The following is a 17811-nucleotide window of genomic DNA, read 5'->3' on the forward strand; positions in this document are numbered from 1 at the left end:
GGCTCTCGGTCGCTACGGACCAGATGTAGTGGGGTGTCCCGGGGCTGTCCGGGCCCGGTCACACCGCCTCGTACTCGGCCGGGTTACTTGCCGAAGAAGACGTAGAGCGCCCCGTACCGGACCGAGGCCTTCTCGCCGTCGGTGCAGGCGCCGGTCGGTGCCAGACCGCCGGTGGTCTGCAGGCGCTGGATGTGGGTGGCCCGGGCCAGCTGGCCGCGCGGCGAACCGCTGTGCGAGGTGACCTCCAGCAGCAGCTCGGGGATCGCGCGGGCGCGCGTCTTCTTGGCGACCACCTTCGCGGTGACCAGCGAACCGTCCCGCTCGTGCTCCCAGGTCGGGCCGCCGTAGTGGTGGATCCGGCCGGCCGGTCCGGCGAGCCGTGCCTCCGGCACCGACGCGCCCTCGAACGAGCCGTTGGCGCAGGTGTACGTCTGGGTGCCGGTGACCACCCGGTAGTTGCCCACCGGGCGCAGGCCGGCCGGCGGCGCGATCGACGTGGGGGTGGGTGCCGGGGTGGCCGACGGCGCCGGGGCCGGCGCGGACGGGGTGGCACTGGGCGAGGCCACCGGGCGCGGCCGGCCGGGGCGCCGCGTCTGCTCGGCTGCCGACGCCTGGAACGTGACGGTGCCGAGGCCGACGACCACGGCGGCGGCGCCGACCGCGGAGATGGCGCGAAGCCGGGTACGGGTAGAGCGCATGGCGGTAACTCCTCGTAGCAGTGACTCTCGCTGTCGAGCGGCCATACGGAAACGCTCCCAGCAGCGGATGAACGCTCCGTGATCGAATGCCCGATCGTCCACCCGAGGCTGCCTCAACGGTCAGAACGTGAAACTTGCTCCCGATGCCTGGCCAGCCGAGGTACGGCCGTTGCGGGCGTACTCCCAGCTCACCACCACGGCGTACCGGTGTCCGCGGCGGACGGACACGGTGCGTGGCCCACAGGACCCGGTCTGGTTGCCCTCCGTGAACGACAGCCGGCACGTGTGCGGTCCGCCGACCGTGCGCCCGCCCTCCTGCACCGAGATCCGGACCGTGGCCCGGGCGCCGGCCGACGCGGTGAGTTCGGCGGACATCTGCACCCCGGTGCCGACCGCGTGGCAGGCCCGGACCAGAACCGGGTCGTCGAAGTCGAACTTCAGGCTGCGCCGGCACTCCTGCGGCCCGTACGGTCGCGCCTCCGGGACCGGCACCCGGCGGGACGGCGTGGCGGTGCCCGGTCCGGCGGACCGCCGGACCGGCCGGGCCGACGAGGTCCTGGGTGACGGGTCGGCCGCCCGGTCCGCCCGGCTGGCGGCGCCGCCGGTCCGGGCCCGGGATCGCGCCGGCGCCGACGCGCTCCGCGGGCTCGGCGCGACGGTCGTCGGGGCGGGCGTGACCGTGGCGGCGACGGCGGCGGCCACCTGCCGCGGTCCGTCGCCGGACCGGCCCAGATGCCAGGCGGCGGTGGCCACGCCCGAGGCCAGCATGGTCCCGGCCAGCACCACGAAGATGCCGCTCGGGCGGGCCCACCGCCAGCTGGGTGCGCGGTTGCGGGGATACGGGCGGCGCGGGCCGGGCACCATCAGCGACGGGTGTGACCGCCCGGCGGCGCGGGCGACGGGCGCGGCGTGCTCTGCCGGCGACACGACGGCCGGCGGCACGGCGACCGGCGGCGGGGCGACCGGCGACCCGGCGACCGGCGACACGACGGCGGGTGACACGACGGCGGGCGAGACGGCGGCGGGGCGGGGCAGCGCCGGGACCTCCGCGGTCTCCCGGGCCACCGTCTCCAGCTCGACCACGAGTTCGGCGGCGGCGGGGCGCAGTCGCGGCTTCTGCGCGAGGCAGGACGTGATCACCTCCCACAGCGCGTCCGGGATGCCCGGCCGTCGCTCCGGACCGCCCTCGAAGTGCCGGCGCATGAGGTCGGCGACGGTGTCGCTGTCGTAGGGCGGGCGGCCGGACACCATCTCGTAGAGCAGCACGCCCAGCGCGTACACGTCCGCGGCCGGGTTCGCGGCGGCACCGTGGAACGCCTCCGGTGACATGTAGTGCGGCGTGCCGACCACGCCGTTCGGGGTGGTCAGGGCGGGCGTGTTGAGCATCCGGGCGATGCCGAAGTCGGTCAGCCGGCTGTCCAGCCTGCCGTCCGTGATCTGCAGCAGGATGTTGTCCGGCTTCAGGTCGCGGTGCACCACCCCGAGGTCGTGTGCCTCGGCGAGCGCCGCGGCCACCTGGGCGGCCAGCCGGGCCGCCTCGGCGGGCGACAGCGTGTGGTGCTGGCGCAAATACTCCCGCAGGCTTCCGCCGGTGACCAGGTCCATCACCAGCCCGAGGGACTCGCCCACGCTGAACAGGTCGCGGACCCGCACCACGTTGCGGTGCCGGAGCATCAGCAGGATGGTCCGCTCCTGCACGAACCGGGTGACCAGCTTGGGCTGCTGCAGCAGGCTCTCGTGCAGCAGCTTGACCGCGACCTGTTCGCCGGAGGCGCGGTCGACGCCGCGCCAGACCGTGCCGGTCGCGCCCTGCCCGATGGGCCGGATCAGGATGTACGAACTGCCGACGCACCGCCCGCTCAGGTCGAGGGTCGACGCGCCGTCGGCATCCGCTCGTACGCCGCTGCTCGTGGGATCCTTGTCCACCGGTGGTCGTGTCCTTCCGCCGTCTGCCCGCCAGCCCGGAATGATGCTGTTTGTCCGGATCAATAGGCAAGCGTGGGCGTCCGAGTTCGCACCTGAGGTACGAGTGCCGCCGCACCCGTCACCGCCGCCGCCGGCCCTCGTTGCCGGCCCGGGGACCACCCGATCGGGGGTCCGGTTGGCCCGGTCCGGCGCACCTGACTACGGTCGGCCACCATGACCTCACCCTGGCCCGACGTGGACGACGAAGAGGACTACGACCTCATCGCCAAGGACGAGGACGCGCTGCGCCCCGGCGTACGGTCGCTGCTCGACGCGCTCGGCGTGCCCGCCCCGCCGCAGCGCTACCCCACCGGATCACTGCCGGTGTACGCGGCCGGCGACCGCGTGCTCAAGCTGTTCCCGCCGATCTACGCCGGCGAGCTACCGGTCGAAGCGGCGGTGCTGCGCGCGGTGCACGGGCGGTTGCCCACGCCCACCCCCGGCGTGCAGGCGTCCGGCGAACACCACGGCTGGGGGTACGTCCTGATGGACCGCCTCGACGGCCGCCCGCTCGCCGACGTCTGGGACGGGCCGGCCGGCCGGGACCGGATCGCCGACCGCCTCGGCGCCACGCTCGCCGCGCTGCACGCGGTACCGGCTCCGGACATCGCGGACTGGTGGCCGGACGACTGGGACGCCTTCGTCGCCGAACAGCGGGCCGGATGCGCGGGACGGCACCGGGCGCTGGGACTGCCGGACGAGTGGGCGGCGCAGATCCCGGCGTACCTCGACGGTGTCGACCTGGCCGGCGGCGAGCCGGTCCTGCTGCACACCGAGATCATGCGCCAGCATCTGCTGGTCGACGCGGACGGCGAGCTGTCCGGGCTGTTCGACTTCGAACCGGCCATCCGCGGCGCCCGCGAGTACGAGTTCGCCGCGGTGGGCGCGTTCGTCGCGGAGGGCGACGCCCGGTTCCTGGGCCGGCTGCTACGAGCCTACGGCTACCGCGACGACCAGCTCGACGCGGCACTGCGCCGGAGGCTGCTGGCCTGGCTGCTGCTGCACTACTACAGCAACCTGCCCGCCTACCTGGCGCGGTTGCCCGCACCGGCCGAGCCCACCCTGGAGTCGCTCGCCGACCGCTGGTTCGCCACCGTGTAACGGGTGGGACCGGGCTGGGCCGATCGGTTGCATTCCGCCGAACCGCCGGTCTGGGCCCGGGATTCCGCAGATCATGTCCGCATGGGTGTCATGGCTTACCCCCTCCGGTACGCGCTCGCCGACCTCGCCCTGGCGCTCAGCCGGGCCGCCGAGGACGCCGTCGAGGTCGGCATCACCGCGGCCCGCGCCGCCGCCGACATGATCGGTGACGGCGCCGGTGTGCAGTTGCTCGGCGACGACGGCAGGTATCGGACGATCACGTTCCATCACACCGACGACGAGCACGCCGAGGCGCTGACCCGGGTGCTCGACCGGGCCGGCGAACTGCCCGACGACGACTTCTCCACCGCGCTCGCGGCCAGCCGGCGCCCGGTGGTGCTGGCCGCCGAGCCGGGCGCGCCGCTCACCCGGATGGTGATCCACTCCGGCCAGGCTCCGGACGTGTACGCGTCGGTGCTCTGCCCGATCATCGTGGACAACACGTACGCCGGCTACCTGGTGCTGATCCGGACCTCGCCCGGGGCCGCGTACGCCACCGCCGAGGTGGAACTGGCCCGCGACATCGCCGGCGAACTCAGCCTCGCGCTGTCGTCGGCCCGCGCGCTGGAACGGTTGCGGGCCAGCGAGGAACGGTTCCGCCGGGTACTGGAGACCATCCCCGAGGGCGTGCTGCAACTCGACACCGAGGGCGTGGCGACGTACGCGAACGAGCCCATCGGTGTGGTCCTCGGCCTGCCCCGCAGCCAGCTCGTCGGGGTGTCCCTGCGCGGTTTCCTGGACGCGCAGGGCCAGCGTGAACTGGCCCGCCGGCTGACCGAGTGCAAGGCCGGGCGGTCCACCGTCGGCGCCACCCGGTTGCTGCGCGCGGACGGCTCGCACCGCAGCGTGCGGGTCAGCATGATGCCGCTCACCGACGAGCACGGCCAGTACAACGGCGTGCTGTGCATGGTCACCGACACCACCGACCACATCGACGCCCGCGGACTCAAACGCCAGCTCGACCACCTGCGCCGGCTGGACAGCCTGGGCCAGCTGATCGGCGGCATCTCGCACGACTTCAACAACCTGATGACCGTGGTCGCCGGGTCCGCCGACATGATCGCCTCGACCACCGCGGACGGCTCACCGCACCACCAGATGGCCCAGGACATCCTGACCGCGGTCACCACCGGCCGTACGCTCACCCACCAGCTGCTCGCGTTCGGCCGTACCGACGGCAACCGCCCCGAGATCATCCCCATCCCGGACCTGCTCACCGACGTGCAGAGCCTGTTCAGCCGGACCCTCGGCGAGCACATCGGCCTGGACCTGGCGTTCGGGCCGGACGTGTGGCCGGTCCGGGCCGAACGCGGCCCGCTCGAACAGGCCCTGGTGAACCTGGCCGCGAACGCCCGCGACGCGATGCTGCACGGCGGCATGCTGCGGGTCGCCGCCACCAACGAGGTGGTCGAACCGGGCCAGCTCGCCGAGGGCGCACCCACCGGCCGCCTGGTGCACATGGTGATCACCGACACCGGCGTCGGGATGAGCGACGAGACCCGCCAGCGCGCCCTGGAGCCGTTCTTCACCACCCGGCCCACCGCCGCCGGGCTGGGCCTGGCCACCGCCGCCGGCATCGTGCAGAGCTTCGGCGGCCACATCACGCTGGAGTCCGAACCCCGGATGGGCACCACCGTGCACCTCTACCTGCCGGCCGCCGAGGAACGCTCCCCGGGCGTCGACCGCGAGGCCACGCCGTCGGTGATCGGCCGCGTCCTGATCGTCGAGGACCAGCCCGAGGTGGCCCAGCTGGTGCAACGCATGATCGCCCCGGCCGGGTACGAGATCACCGTCGCCACCGACGCCCTGATGGCGGTCACCCAGGTGGCCGCCGGCGCCCGCCCCGACCTGCTGATCACCGACGTGGTGATGCCGACGATGACCGGCCCGGAACTGGCGTCCGCCCTGCGCACCCACCAGCCGGACCTGCCGGTGCTGTTCATGTCGGGCTACACGGCGGCGTCGCTGGGACCGCAGCTCAACCTGGACGACAACAGCATGCTGATCGAGAAGCCGTTCACCCGGTCCGCGATGCTGGGCGCCATCCGCCGCCTATGCGGCCCTCAGCCCCCACTCCCGACGACCTAGCTCTGACCTCCCGGCGGCGCCCGCCTCCGTGATCGCTCGTTGCCGGGCTGCGGCCACCTCCGGCGACGCCACGCCGGTCAGCGCCTGCGCGATCTTCCGCAACTCCGTCACCTGCTCGCGGGACAGTACGTCGAGGACCGCCGCCGCGCCTCGCGGACGTGACCGGGCGCCGCAGCCACCAGCGCCGCCACGCCCTCCTCGGTGAGCACCAGCTCGGTGACGCGCGACTCGCCGTTGGCCACCCTCCGCCGGACCGGTCCTTGCTGCTCCAGCCGGCTCACGGCGTGCGACAGCCGGGACAGCGTGTCCCCGACGAGCTGGGCCGGCCGGGTCCTCTGCAGGGCCTGGTTCGGCGGCACGGACAGCCGCGACAGCATCGAGTACTCGAAGAGATTCATGCCGGAATCGCGCTTGAGTTGTGCGTCGACCGCCGGTGGAACGCTCATCAGCATCGCCATCAGCGACATCCCGGCGGCCCGCTCGTCATGGGTCGGGCCACGGCGTGGGACTGGTCACAACGATCATCGTAACCGGCGACTTGAACATTCACGTTGTTCCTGGCACCCTCGACTTGAACGTTCAACACCGACGTAACCAGAGGATTCCACCCATGTCCGTCCTGCGTATCGACGCCAGCATCCAGGGCCCGCGCTCGGCCAGCAGCGAACTCGCCGACATCGCCGAGGCCGAGTGGTCCGCCACCCATCCCGGCACCACCTTCGTCCGCCGCCACCTCGGTGCCGAACCGTTGCCCGCCGACGCCTGGGCCGCCGCCGTCCACGGCGGATTCACCCCCGAACAGCAGCGCACGCCCGCCCAGCGCGACGCCATCGCTCTGGCCCGCACCCTGGCCGCCGAACTGCGCCAGGCCGACGGCGCGATCCTCGCCCTGCCGCTCTACAACTGGGGCGTCTCCCAGCACGTCAAGACCTGGATCGACCTGACCATCGCCGGCGGTGAGAACGGCGAGCGGCTGCTCGACGCCAAGCCGGCGATCGTGCTCACCACCCGCGGCGGTGGATACGGCCCCGGCACCCCGAGGGAGGGATGGGACCACAACACCGCGTTCCTGCGCCGCGTCGTCGCCGACGTGTGGGGCGCCAACCTCACCCTGATCGAGCGCGAACTCACGCTCGCCGGCGTCAACCCCGCCATGGACCCGTTCCGGGAGACCGCCGAGCTGATGCGCAAAGCCGCCCGAGAAGCCGCTTCGCACGCGGGCCGCACCGCGGCCGCGTACTAGAAGAGGCCGGAGGAAACCGTCATGACCATAACCCTCGGACTTGGCCGGGGCGCTTCCCCACTCCTTCGACCCGAAATGAGTCTGATGAGCCACATCGAGTTCGTTCAGCAATACAGCACGTTCATCGAATCCACGATGCTCGACGAGCAGGCGTTCCTCGCCAAGCTGCCGCACTACATCACCGATGAGTCCGTTCTGGTCGAACCCGACAGTCTTTTCGGCCGCCTCGTGGGAATCAACGGATGGAACCAGTGGCGCACGGCCGCGGCCGACATGGCGATGCGGACCGGTGTCCGGTTCGTGACCGGCGGATCACAGTTCTTCGAGAACGGCGACACCGTGCTGCACTACTACGAGATCGACTTCTCCGCACGCGAAGGCTATCCGGACGGCTGGCGCACATCGATTATCGAACGGTACGACTTCGCCGGCGGGAAAATCGCCACGCTGACTGCCTACTACGCCGACACGACAGCATTCCTCAGGTACTTCTCCTGACCACCGTCTCGCCGGTGGGTACGCGTTGGCCGACGTCCGGCGTCGACCTCGACGTGATCCGCGGCGGCGGGTCAGAGACGGTCGCGGGCCGCCGTGGCGAGCAGGTGAAACGCCTGCGCCTCCGCCGACGTGCCACTCCTGTCGAAGGACGGTGACCCGCACGCCCCCCGCACCCAGCCCGACCCGTCGACCCGGGCGGTCGCCGCGGCCAGCAGGTCCCGTCCCACCTGCGCGTACGACCGGGGCAGCCACCCGTCGGCCACGCCGGTGAGGGCCGCGTACGCGAACATCTGCGCCGCGTTGGTCTCCACGAACGTCGCCGGATCGTCCAGCACGTCGTGGAACAGCCCGTCCGGCCGGCGCAGCGCCAGGCAGGCGTCCAGCACCTCCCGGGCGTGCCCGGCCAGCGGCAGCGACGGCGCCGCCCGCAGCGCCCGGGCGATGCCGGCCACCACCCAGCCGTTGCCGCCGCCCCAGAGGTCGGCGCGGCGCAGCGAGCCGGTCTCCTCGGACCAGATCGCCGCATACCGCCCGTCCCGGCAGAGCCGCTGCCGGTGGCCCTCGACCTGCTGCACGGCGAGGTCGGTGCGGCCGGACCGGGCCAGGAACGGCACCACCATGTAGACCGTGTCGGCCCACATCTCGCGGCCGTCGAGCAGGTGGTAGAGCGTGCCGTCGGCGGCCCGGGGCGCGCCGTGGGCGAGCCAGTCGAGCTGGCGGCGGGCGGCGTCGGTGAAGCCGGCGCGCAGGACCGCCTCGCCGCAGGCGGCGCCGTTCACCGAGCCGGTCTCGTCCGCCACGGTGCCGAGCCGGCCGTCCGCGGACTGCCGGGTCACCGCGGCCTCGGCGAGCAGGGCGGCCAGGTCGGTGCGGCCCAGGTCGAGGGCGGCCTGCGCGGCCACGCCCTGCTCCCAGCTCTGCCGCTGCACCGCCAGCAGGGCGGTGAGCACCCGTTCGATCATGCGAAGAGCGCGCTGACGGATTCGCCGTTGTGGATCCGCCGCATCGCTTCGGCCAGGGCCGGGGCGACGGACAGCACGGTGAGTTTGTCGGTACGGGTGCCGAGTGGGATAGGCACCGTGTTCGTACAGACGATCTCCTCGATGTCCTTCTCGGCGGAGAGCCGAGCCACCGCGTCGTTGGAGAACAGCCCGTGCGTGCAGGCCACCCGGACACTGTTCACGTTGCGCTCGCGCAGCCGGGCCAGCAGCTCGAACACGGTGCTGCCCTTGGCGATCTCGTCGTCCAGCACGATCACGTCCCGGTCGGTGACCTCGCCGATGACCGAGCTGATCACCACGCGGTCGTCGGGGTACCGCTGCTTGGCGCCGGCCGCCACCTCGATGCCGAGGATCCGGGCGAACGCCGCGGCCTCCTTGGCGTTGCCCAGGTCGGGTGAGACCACGACGGTGTTGCTCAGGTCGTACCCGCGGAAGTGGTGGGCCAGCTCGCGCAGCGCGTGCAGATGGTCGACCGGGATGCTGAAGAACCCGTGCACCTGCGGCGAGTGCAGCGTCATGGCGAGAATCCGGTCGGCGCCGGCGGTGGCGAGCAGGTCGGCGACCAGGCGGCCGCCGATGGAGATGCGGGGCGCGTCCTTCTTGTCGCTGCGGGCGTACGCGTAGTGCGGCAGCACCACGGTGATCCGGCCGGCCGAGGCGCCCCGGGCGGCGTCCAGCATGAACAGCAGCTCGACCAGGTTCTCCTGCACCGGCGGGACGAGCGGCTGGATCAGGAACACGTCCCGTTCCCGGCAGTTGCCCTGCAGTTGCACCTCGATGCAGTCGTTGGCGAACCGGGAGACCCGGGTGGGGAGCAGGGGCACGCCGAGGTGGTCGCAGATTTCGGCGGCCAGCTCGGGGTGGGCACTTCCGGAGAAGACGGCGATGTCGCGCACGATGCCCACCCTAGGCGGCGACGGGCGTACCCGTCCGGGTGACCTATCCGGCCCGGGTCCAGGTCGCCTCGCCGTCCAGCAGGTGCAGTTCCCGGTCGCAGACCGCCGCGGCCTCGGGGTCGTGGGTGGCGAACACCACCGCCGCGCCCCGTTCCGCCTCGGCCCGCAGCAACTGCATCACCCGCTGCCGGTTGGCCGCGTCGAGTTCGCTGGTCACCTCGTCGGCCAGCACCACGTCGCCGCGCAGGGCCAGGCCGCGGGCGATCGCGGCGCGCTGCTGCTGGCCACCGGAGAGTTCCTCGATCAGCTGGTCGCCGTGCCCGGCGAGGCCGACCCGGTCCAGCGCCGCCACGGTCACCCGGCGCGCCTCGGCGGGCGTGCTGCCGGTCGCGATCAGCGCCACCGCGATGTTCTCGGCCGCGGTGAGCACCGCGGCCAGCCCGTTGTCCTGCGGGATGAGCACCACCCCGGAGGCCACCGCGCGGTCCCGGTCGCCCACCGGTTCGTCGTCCACCAGCACCCGGCCCGTCTCCGTGGGGAGCATCCCGGCCATGGCCGCGAGCAGGGTGGTCTTGCCGGCGCCCGAGGGGCCGGTGACGGCGACGATCTCGCCGGGCCGGGCGGTGACGGTCACGTCCCGCAGGACCGGCTCCCCGGTCCGGTAGCCGATCGAGGCCGACTCCACCGCCAACGTCCTCATCGGTTCTCCTTCCGGGTACGGATCATGGGAGACGGTACCGCGATCACAGCCAGCCGCGGCGCTTGAGATACCAGTAGAGCCCGCCGGCGGTGACCACGATCAGGACCAGGCTCACCACGAAACCGGACACCTTCTGGTATCCGGGATAGGGCACGTTCTGCCCGAAGTACCCGGTGAGCGCGGTCGGCACCGCGATGATCGCGGCCCAGGCGGCCAGCTTGCGGGTGACGTCGTTCAGCGCGTTGCTCTGTTCGCTGAGGTCCGCCTCGATCACGCCGTTGATCCGGTCCCGGGCGTGGTCGATGGTCTCGGTGGCGCGCCGGGCGTGGTCCTCGACGTCCCGGTAGTACGGCGCCAGCCGCTCGGTGACCAGGTGGTTGCCGGTCCGGGTGAGGTCGGCGAGCAGGTCCGGCATCGGCGCCACCGCCCGCCGCAGCACCGCCAGTTCCTTGCGCAGCGCGAACGCGTACCGGCGGGCGGCGACCGGCGCCCCGCCCTCGTCGAGCAGCTCGTCCTCGGTACGGTCCATCGCCTCGTCCAGGATGCGGACCGCGGCGAACTGACTGTCCATCACCACGTCGAGCAGCCCGTAGACGAGGAAGCCGACGCCCGCGGACGTGTCCAGCTCGGCGTCGGCGTCCCAGCGGTCGGTGAACGTCGCGACGTCCAGCGGCGACTTGCGCACCGTGATCAGGGCCCGGTCCGTGACGAACGCGCTCACCTCGGCCTTGCGGTGGGCCGGCTCGGGGCGGTCGCCGAGCATCTCGATCGCGTACACGTTCAGGAACAGGTGGTGCGGGTACCGGTCCAGCTTGGGGCGCTGGTGGTCGTGGACGGCGTCCTCCACGGCCAGCGGGTGCAGGCCGAACTCCTCGCGGATCGCCTGCAGGTCCGCGGTGTCCGGGTCGTAGAGGTCCAGCCAGAGCACCGCCTGCGGGTGTTCGCGGAGCTTCGCGCCGGCCTCCTCGGCCGGAAAGTCCTCGGCGACGACCTTTCCGCCGGCATAGAGGCGGGTGCGGGTGGGTCTGGGGATGGCTTCCACGGATCTCACTATGCCGGGCCGGGGCCGCGATCGGCCGGTGATCAGCAAACGAAGCAGTTCGTCGTCAACAGAAAGTGATGAGTTGCTCACGTAGCTGCTTGGCATCGATATTTGTTGATCATAGTGTCCCCACCAGGCAGCCGGCGTGACCCGTCCGGCGCGCGGGAGGAGACAGCATGTCGAGAAGTCCACATCGGAAACGCGTGGCCAGATCCCTGGTACACGCGGGGGTGGCGGCCATCGTCGCCGCCGCCGGGCTGGTCGCGAACGGTGCCGGCGCACAAGCCGCACCGGCCGCGCCGGCCAAGGACAAGATCCGCCCCGAACTGGGCGCGCAGATGGCGGCGAAGGGCAGCGCGGACTTCTGGATCCGATTCGGCGCCAGGCCGGACCTGGCCAAGGCCAGTGCGATCAAGGACTGGGCCGAGCGGGGTACGGCGGTCGCCGCCGTCCTGAAGAAGACCGCGACCGACACCCAGGCCGGGGTACGCGGTGAACTCGACCGGACCGGCACGAAGTACCAGGTGTTCTGGGCCACCAACGCGATCAAGGTGAGCGGTGGCTCGGTCGCGATGGCGCAGAGCTTCGCCGGGCGCGCCGAGGTCGCCGGCCTCTACGCCTCGTTCGACTACCAGCTCCCGAAGATCGCCGAAGGCACGGACGAGAAGACCGTCCAGTCCCTCGAGTGGGGCCTCGCGAACATCAACGCCGACGACGTGTGGTCGCAGTACGGCACCACCGGCGAGGGCATCACGATCGCGAACCTCGACTCCGGCGTGCAGTTCGACCACCCGGCGCTGGTCCGCTCGTACCGGGGCAACAACGGCGACGGGACGTTCGACCACGACTACAACTGGTTCGACGCGGCCGGCGACTGCTCCGGTGCGCCGTGCGACGGTGACGGCCACGGCACCCACACGATGGGCACGATGGCGGGCGCGGACGGCGCGAACCAGATCGGGGTCGCGCCGGGCGTCCGGTGGATCGCCGCGAACGGCTGCTGCCCCTCGGACACCGCGCTGATCGAATCCGCGCAGTGGTTCCTGGAGCCGACCGACTCGGCCGGCCTGAACCCGGACGCGAGCAAGCGCCCGCACATCATCAACAACTCCTGGGGCTCGCGGCTGCCCTCGAACGACCCGTTCCTCGAGGACGTCACGCTGGCCTGGGCCGCCTCCGGCATCTTCGGGGTCTGGGCCAACGGCAACAGCGGCTCGGCCTGCCGGACCAGCGGCTCCCCGGGCAGCCTGGCCAGCAACTACTCGACCGGCGCCTACGGCGTGGACAACGTGATCGGCGACTTCTCCGGCCGCGGCGTCGGCCAGAACAACGAGATCAAGCCGAACATCGCGGCCCCCGGCGTGAACGTCCGGTCGAGCGTGCCGGGCAACGGGTACCGCAGCCTGAACGGCACCTCGATGGCGGCACCGCACGTCGCCGGCGCGCTCGCCCTGCTGTGGTCCGCGGCGCCCGCGCTGGTCGGCGACGTGGCCGGCACCCGCGCGCTGCTGGACGGCACGGCCACCGACACCGACAACGCCCAGTGCGGCGGCACCACCGACGACAACAACGTCTTCGGCGAGGGCCGGCTGGACGCGCTGGCGCTGCTCGGTGCCGCGCCGATCGGTGACACCGGCACCCTGGCCGGCACGGTCACCGACGCGGCCTCCGGCAAGCCGGTCGCGAACGCCACGGTGGCGGTGACCGGGGCGGCCGAGCGCACCGTGACGACCGCCGCTGACGGCTCGTTCTCCCTCCTGCTGCCCGCGGGCGACTACCAGGTCGCGGTCTCCGGGTACGGCTACGAGAGCAGGACGGTGGCGGCGGCGATCACCCTCGGCGACACCACCACGCTGAACGTGGCGCTGACCGCGGTACCGACCGTCACGGTCGGCGGCACGGTCACCGACGGCTCTGGACACGGCTGGCCGTTGTACGCGAAGATCACCGTCGCCGGACCCGGCGGCGTGTCCGACTACACCAACCCGGTCAACGGCCGCTACAGCCTTGCGCTGCCGGCCGGTGCCACCTACAGCGTCACGGTCGACCCGCAGTACCCGGGCTACCAGACCGTCACCAAGGACGTGGTGGTCGGCACGCGCAACGTCACGCACAACGTGGCCGCGACCGTGCCGGAGAGCGACTGCACCACGGCGCCGGGATACGTCAACGGCTCCGACGGCGAGTACGAGACCTTCGACGGCACCGGCACCCCGGCCGGCTGGTCCGTGGTGGACCACGCGGGCAGCGGCCAGGTGTGGAAGTTCACCGACAGCGGCCGGCGCGGCAACCTGACCGGTGGCTCGGGCGGCTTCGCGATGATCGACAGTGACGCCTACGGCGCCGGCAACGCGCAGGACACCTCGCTGGTCAGCCCGGTGGTCGACCTGACCGGCGTGACCGCGCCGGTGATCCGGTTCCAGCAGGACTACCACTGGCTGGGCACCGACCGGGCCGACGTGGACCTGAGCATCGACGGCGGCACCACCTGGACCACCGTGCTGCACCAGGCGAGCAGCGTACGCGGACCGAAACGTACCGAGATCGCCATCCCGCAGGCGGCCGGCCAGAAGCAGGTGCAGGTCCGGTTCCACTACTACGACGCCACGTACGAATGGTGGTGGGAGGTCGACAACGTCCTGATCGGCAGCCGGGTCAACTGCGAGCCGACCGACGGCGGCCTGGTCGTCGGGCACGTCCGGGACGCCAACGACTCCAGCTACGTCAACGGCGCCACCGTCACCAGCGACGACGCGCCGGCCGACACGGCCACCACGGTCGCCACGCCGGACGACACCGACCTGCCGGACGGCTTCTACTGGATGCTGTCGACCAAGACCGGCAAGCACCGGTTCACCGCGAAGGCGGCCAACTACGTCCGCCAGCGCAAGCAGGTCGACGTACAGCCGGACGCGGCCACCGCGGCGAACTTCCAGCTCGCCGCCGGCCGGCTGGAGATCACTCCGGCCGAGGCCACCGCGGACGTGCCGATGCCGGCCGGCACGGCCACCCGGAAGTTCACCGTCACCAACACCGGCGCGGCGCCGGTCGAGGTGAAGTTCGGCGAGCGCGACAACGGGTTCACGATGCTCCGGGCCGACGGGTCCCGCAGCAGCCGGCACCAGATCCTCGGATCCGCCGGCGCACCGGCCCAGCGGCTGACCACGCCGACGTCGTTCGCGGCGAAGGCACCGGCGGGCGCACCCGCGGCAACGTCTCCCGCCACCGGCCCGCAGGCCGCGCCGTGGGCCGACATCGCCGCCTACCCGGCCGTCGTGATGGACAACCGGGTGGTCAACCTGGACGGCAAGGTCTATTCGATCGGCGGCGGTGACGGCTCCGAGTCGCGCACGTCGAACTTCGTCTACGACCCGGTCGCCCAGGCCTGGACGCCGATCGCCGACCTGCCCGAGGCACGCAACGCCATGACGGTCGGCGTGGTGGACGGCCGGATCATCGCCACCGGCGGCTGGGGCGACGCCGGCCCGTCCGCCCTGACCTGGTCGTACGACCCGGCCACGAACGCCTGGACCCGCAAGGCCGACAATCCCGCGCCGCGGGCCGCGGCCGGCCAGGCGGTGGCCGACGGCAAGCTGTACGCCGTCGGCGGCTGCACCACGGCGAACTGCGTACCGATGTCGAACGACGTGGTCCGCTACGACCCCGGCGCCGACGCCTGGGAGACCCTGCCCGACTACCCGAAGTCGGTGGCGTTCGGCGCCTGCGGCGGCGTGAGCGGCGTCGTCTACTGCTCCGGCGGCAACGACGGTGATGCGGCCGTCAAGTCCGGGTACGCCTTCGACCCGGGCGCCGGCTCGTGGACGGCCATCGCCGACTCCCCGGCCGACCACTGGGCGGCGTCGTTCGCCTCGGCGAACGGCAAGCTGCTCGTGGTGGGCGGCTCGCAGGGCGGCGCGATCACCAACGTCGGCTTCGCCTACGACCCGGGCACGAACTCGTGGGCGGCGCTGCCGAACGCCAACGCACCGCGCTACCGCGGCGCCGCGGCGTGCGGCTACTACAAGGTCGGCGGCGCCTCCGGCGGCTTCAACGCCACCGCGACCGGCGAGATGCTGCCCGGTCTGGAGGAATGCGCCGAGGGCGGCGACGTCAGCTGGATGACGATCGACACGACCGGAACCACCCTCGAACCGGGTGCCAAGGTCACGGTCAGCGTCGGCATGACCGCCGCCGTCGACCAGCCGGGCGCGTACACCGGTGCGGTCACGATCTCCGAGGACACCCCGTACACGGTGTCTCCGGTGGCGGTGACCATGAACGCCCAGCCCCCGAAGACGTGGGCGAAGCTGACCGGCACCATCACCAGCACCGCCTGTGGCGGCGGCGGCAGTCCGCTGCCCGGCGCGACCGTGCAGGTCGACTCGTGGGCGTCGTCGCTGACGTTCACCACGGACGCCGCCGGCCGGTACGCGCACTGGATCGACCGCCGGAACAACCCGCTCACGCTGATCGTCGCCAAGGACGGGTGGAAGCCGCAGACCCGGGCTTCGAAGGTCAGTCCCGCCGAGCCGAAGGTGGAGGACTTCGCACTGGCACCGACCCGCTGCTGACCAGCGGCCGACGGACCGGCCCGGCTGCTTCGGCAGGCGGGCCGGTCCCGTTTCCGGGATCAGAGTTCGGATCGCTGCTCTGCCGGGCCACGTGGCCGGCCATGCTCAGGGCCGAGCCCACATCGGCGATCCCGGTGTACGCCATCCTTGGAGCGAAACGGGCCCCAGGAGGGCGGCCCTCAGAAGGGCGCGCCGCCTCCAATATCTGCCCTTCCCTCCAAGCTGCCGGGGCGCTGCGCGTCGCCCGTGATGGTGGAAATGGATCGGTGGGGGTGCTGTCCCAACGGTTTTACCGAGTTGTTGGTGGGTGCGGCAGGGGCGGATGCTCTTGGCGATCGGACGCGGATCTTGAAGGCGCACGACAGATCTTGGAGGCTGACGCAGATCTTGGAGGCTCAGGCGGATCTTGGAGGCTCAGGCGGATCTTGGAGGCTCAGGCGGATCTTGGAGGCGAGATGCCCCTCTGGGGGCAGTGCGGCTCCAAGATTCGTGCAGGCCTCCAAGATCCGCCGGAATAAGGCCGCATACCGGGCGAAGCCGCCCGGCGGAAAGGTCAAAGCCGCCCGGCGGAAAGGTCAAAACCGCCCGGCGGAAAGGTCAAAACCGCCCGGCGGGAAGGCCGGGAGCCGGGGCAAGGCCGCATTCCGGACATGCTGGGGCCCCGCCGATCCGTCGAACCCGCGGCTTTAGGAGTAGCCCACCCGCAGCAAGCCGTTTCAACCGACAGGGAGCCGTTGCAGCCGCCTGAACCCGGGACCGCCGCCGGACGGTCACCCCATTTCGGACCAAATCTGCCGCAGCGCCGCTCGATGGGTCGAGCGCGCCGTTGTCTGCTCGCCGGGTTCGGGTGGCGCCGCGTGTGGTTTCCCGGTGCACAGCGCACCGCAACTCTGCACGCGACGCTCATCCAACAGGACCGTGTGGAACTACGGCGAGCAGCGCGCCACAACTCCGCACACGACGCACAGCCAACAAGGACGTGTGGAACCACGGCGAGCAGCGCACCGCAACTCTGCACGCGACGCTCATCCAACAGGACCGTGTGGAACCACGGCGAGCAGCGCGCCGCAACTCCGCACACGACGCACAGCCAACAGGGGCGGATGGGCCGCCAAGATCCACGGAAGGGCCGGTCCCCTTTGCCCGACGGCAGGGAACGCGATGTCACCGTGGTCGAGGAGACGCCGGACCCACCCGCGCGTGGGACGCCCCTCCGCCCCGGCGTCAGACCGGAGCGTTCAACCGGAAACCGACGCCCCGGATGGCGTGGATGGTCGCCTTCGCGTTCAACAGCGCGAGCTTGCTCCGCACCCGGCGCACCACCGAGTGGATGTCGGACCCGCGGCCCACGTGCTCGTTCCCCCAGACTTCGAGGTGCAGCCGCTGGTAGGTCCACACCCGGCCGGGCGCACCGGTCAGGCACCGCATGAAGTCGTGTTCCAGCGGGGTCAGCGGGATCTCGCGCTCCTGCCAGCGCAGCACCCGCCGGTCCGAGTCGACGGTCAGCCGGGGGCCGGGGGTCGCCGTCACCGGCTCGGGAAGCACCACCGGGGGTACGACGCCGGACCCCGCCAGGACCACCGGGGGGACCAGGTCGCCCGGTGCCGCGACCACGTTCAGGAACTGCCGGGCCTGATCGACGGTCGACACGATGAGGAAAGCGTCGGTGGCGCCGAGCAACTGGGCGAGTCGTTGGCGATCGTCCGGCGAGGAAGCGATGCCAATGGCCAAAGAGGCGACCGGGCTTGCCGTCATGTACCCACCCTTTCCGGATATCGTATGCCCTCGATCGGTACCTGACCCTAGTGGCGGTTTGTCACGGTCTCGTTAAAGGACTTCTCGAGTGCCCGGCGTCGGCGTTCCGGCCGCCGGCTCGGTGCCGGCCGGCGCAGCCGTCACCGACGGCGTGACCAGGGTGGACACTCCCGACGCTCTGTCCGGAAGCCTAGGTGGGGCGTGCGGGCGCCCA

General features: G+C 71.9%; 13 protein-coding genes. 5 read left to right on the top strand and 8 right to left on the bottom strand.

Translation table 11 applies throughout. The features are described from left to right. Window positions 1–83 precede the first annotated feature (83 nt). Together LDL48_RS24165 and LDL48_RS24170 are read right to left on the bottom strand one after the other, a co-directional pair. Window positions 84–698 (bottom strand): DUF3455 domain-containing protein, encoded by a 615-nt coding sequence (locus LDL48_RS24165; protein WP_225257498.1) that lies wholly within the window; start codon window positions 696–698, stop codon window positions 84–86. Between the two features lie 120 nt (window positions 699–818). Further along, complete coding sequence (locus LDL48_RS24170; RefSeq protein WP_225257499.1) at window positions 819–2624, bottom strand: serine/threonine-protein kinase; 1806 nt, start codon at window positions 2622–2624, stop codon at window positions 819–821. Between the two features lie 213 nt (window positions 2625–2837). Between LDL48_RS24170 and LDL48_RS24175 the strand changes: the two genes are divergently transcribed. Next, window positions 2838–3764 carry an aminoglycoside phosphotransferase family protein gene (locus tag LDL48_RS24175; RefSeq protein WP_225257500.1) on the top strand — a complete coding sequence of 309 codons (927 nt, stop codon included), beginning with the start codon at window positions 2838–2840 and terminating at the stop codon, window positions 3762–3764. A gap of 90 nt (window positions 3765–3854) precedes the next feature. Beyond that, window positions 3855–5891: a response regulator gene (locus LDL48_RS24180; RefSeq protein ID WP_225257501.1), complete on the top strand. Its 2037-nt coding sequence runs from the start codon at window positions 3855–3857 to the stop codon at window positions 5889–5891. Between the two features lie 107 nt (window positions 5892–5998). Here LDL48_RS24180 and LDL48_RS24185 read toward each other — a convergent pair whose 3' ends face one another. Continuing rightward, on the bottom strand, window positions 5999–6337 hold the full coding sequence (locus tag LDL48_RS24185; RefSeq protein ID WP_225257502.1) for a winged helix DNA-binding protein: 339 nt from the start codon (window positions 6335–6337) through the stop codon (window positions 5999–6001). 164 nt (window positions 6338–6501) lie between these two features. Between LDL48_RS24185 and LDL48_RS24190 the strand changes: the two genes are divergently transcribed. Both LDL48_RS24190 and LDL48_RS24195 read left to right on the top strand, forming a co-directional pair. Next, window positions 6502–7134 (top strand): FMN-dependent NADH-azoreductase, encoded by a 633-nt coding sequence (locus LDL48_RS24190; RefSeq protein ID WP_225257503.1) that lies wholly within the window; start codon window positions 6502–6504, stop codon window positions 7132–7134. A gap of 84 nt (window positions 7135–7218) precedes the next feature. Next, complete coding sequence (locus LDL48_RS24195) at window positions 7219–7632, top strand: hypothetical protein (protein ID WP_225257504.1); 414 nt, start codon at window positions 7219–7221, stop codon at window positions 7630–7632. A 71-nt stretch (window positions 7633–7703) separates the two neighbouring features. Here LDL48_RS24195 and LDL48_RS24200 read toward each other — a convergent pair whose 3' ends face one another. The 4 genes from LDL48_RS24200 to LDL48_RS24215 are packed head-to-tail and all read right to left on the bottom strand — an operon-like array spanning window position 7704 to window position 11271. Further along, entirely contained in the window at window positions 7704–8594 is an 891-nt protein-coding gene (locus LDL48_RS24200) for a glycoside hydrolase family 88 protein (RefSeq protein WP_225257505.1), read from the bottom strand. Next, entirely contained in the window at window positions 8591–9529 is a 939-nt protein-coding gene (locus LDL48_RS24205) for a ribose-phosphate diphosphokinase (RefSeq protein ID WP_225257506.1), read from the bottom strand. Before LDL48_RS24205 ends, LDL48_RS24200 begins: the two co-directional genes overlap by 4 nt. A 43-nt stretch (window positions 9530–9572) precedes the next feature. Continuing rightward, the gene (locus LDL48_RS24210) at window positions 9573–10229 is read right to left on the bottom strand and encodes an ABC transporter ATP-binding protein (protein WP_225257507.1); all 657 of its coding nucleotides are present in this window, start codon (window positions 10227–10229) and stop codon (window positions 9573–9575) included. A 43-nt stretch (window positions 10230–10272) separates the two neighbouring features. Next, window positions 10273–11271, bottom strand: a complete 999-nt coding sequence (locus LDL48_RS24215) for a magnesium transporter CorA family protein (RefSeq protein WP_225257508.1) — start codon at window positions 11269–11271, stop codon at window positions 10273–10275. 203 nt (window positions 11272–11474) lie between these two features. Between LDL48_RS24215 and LDL48_RS24220 the strand changes: the two genes are divergently transcribed. Beyond that, a complete protein-coding gene (locus tag LDL48_RS24220) occupies window positions 11475–15842 on the top strand; it encodes a S8 family serine peptidase (protein ID WP_225257509.1) in 4368 nt (1455 codons plus the stop codon). Window positions 15843–17066: 1224 nt separating this feature from the next. Here the strand turns inward: LDL48_RS24220 and LDL48_RS24225 are convergent. After that, complete coding sequence (locus tag LDL48_RS24225; protein ID WP_225257510.1) at window positions 17067–17597, bottom strand: winged helix-turn-helix domain-containing protein; 531 nt, start codon at window positions 17595–17597, stop codon at window positions 17067–17069. Window positions 17598–17811: the final 214 nt, after the last annotated feature.

Source organism: Jidongwangia harbinensis (assembly GCF_020216025.1).
In the GTDB taxonomy this organism is placed as follows: domain Bacteria; phylum Actinomycetota; class Actinomycetes; order Mycobacteriales; family Micromonosporaceae; genus Actinoplanes; species Actinoplanes harbinensis.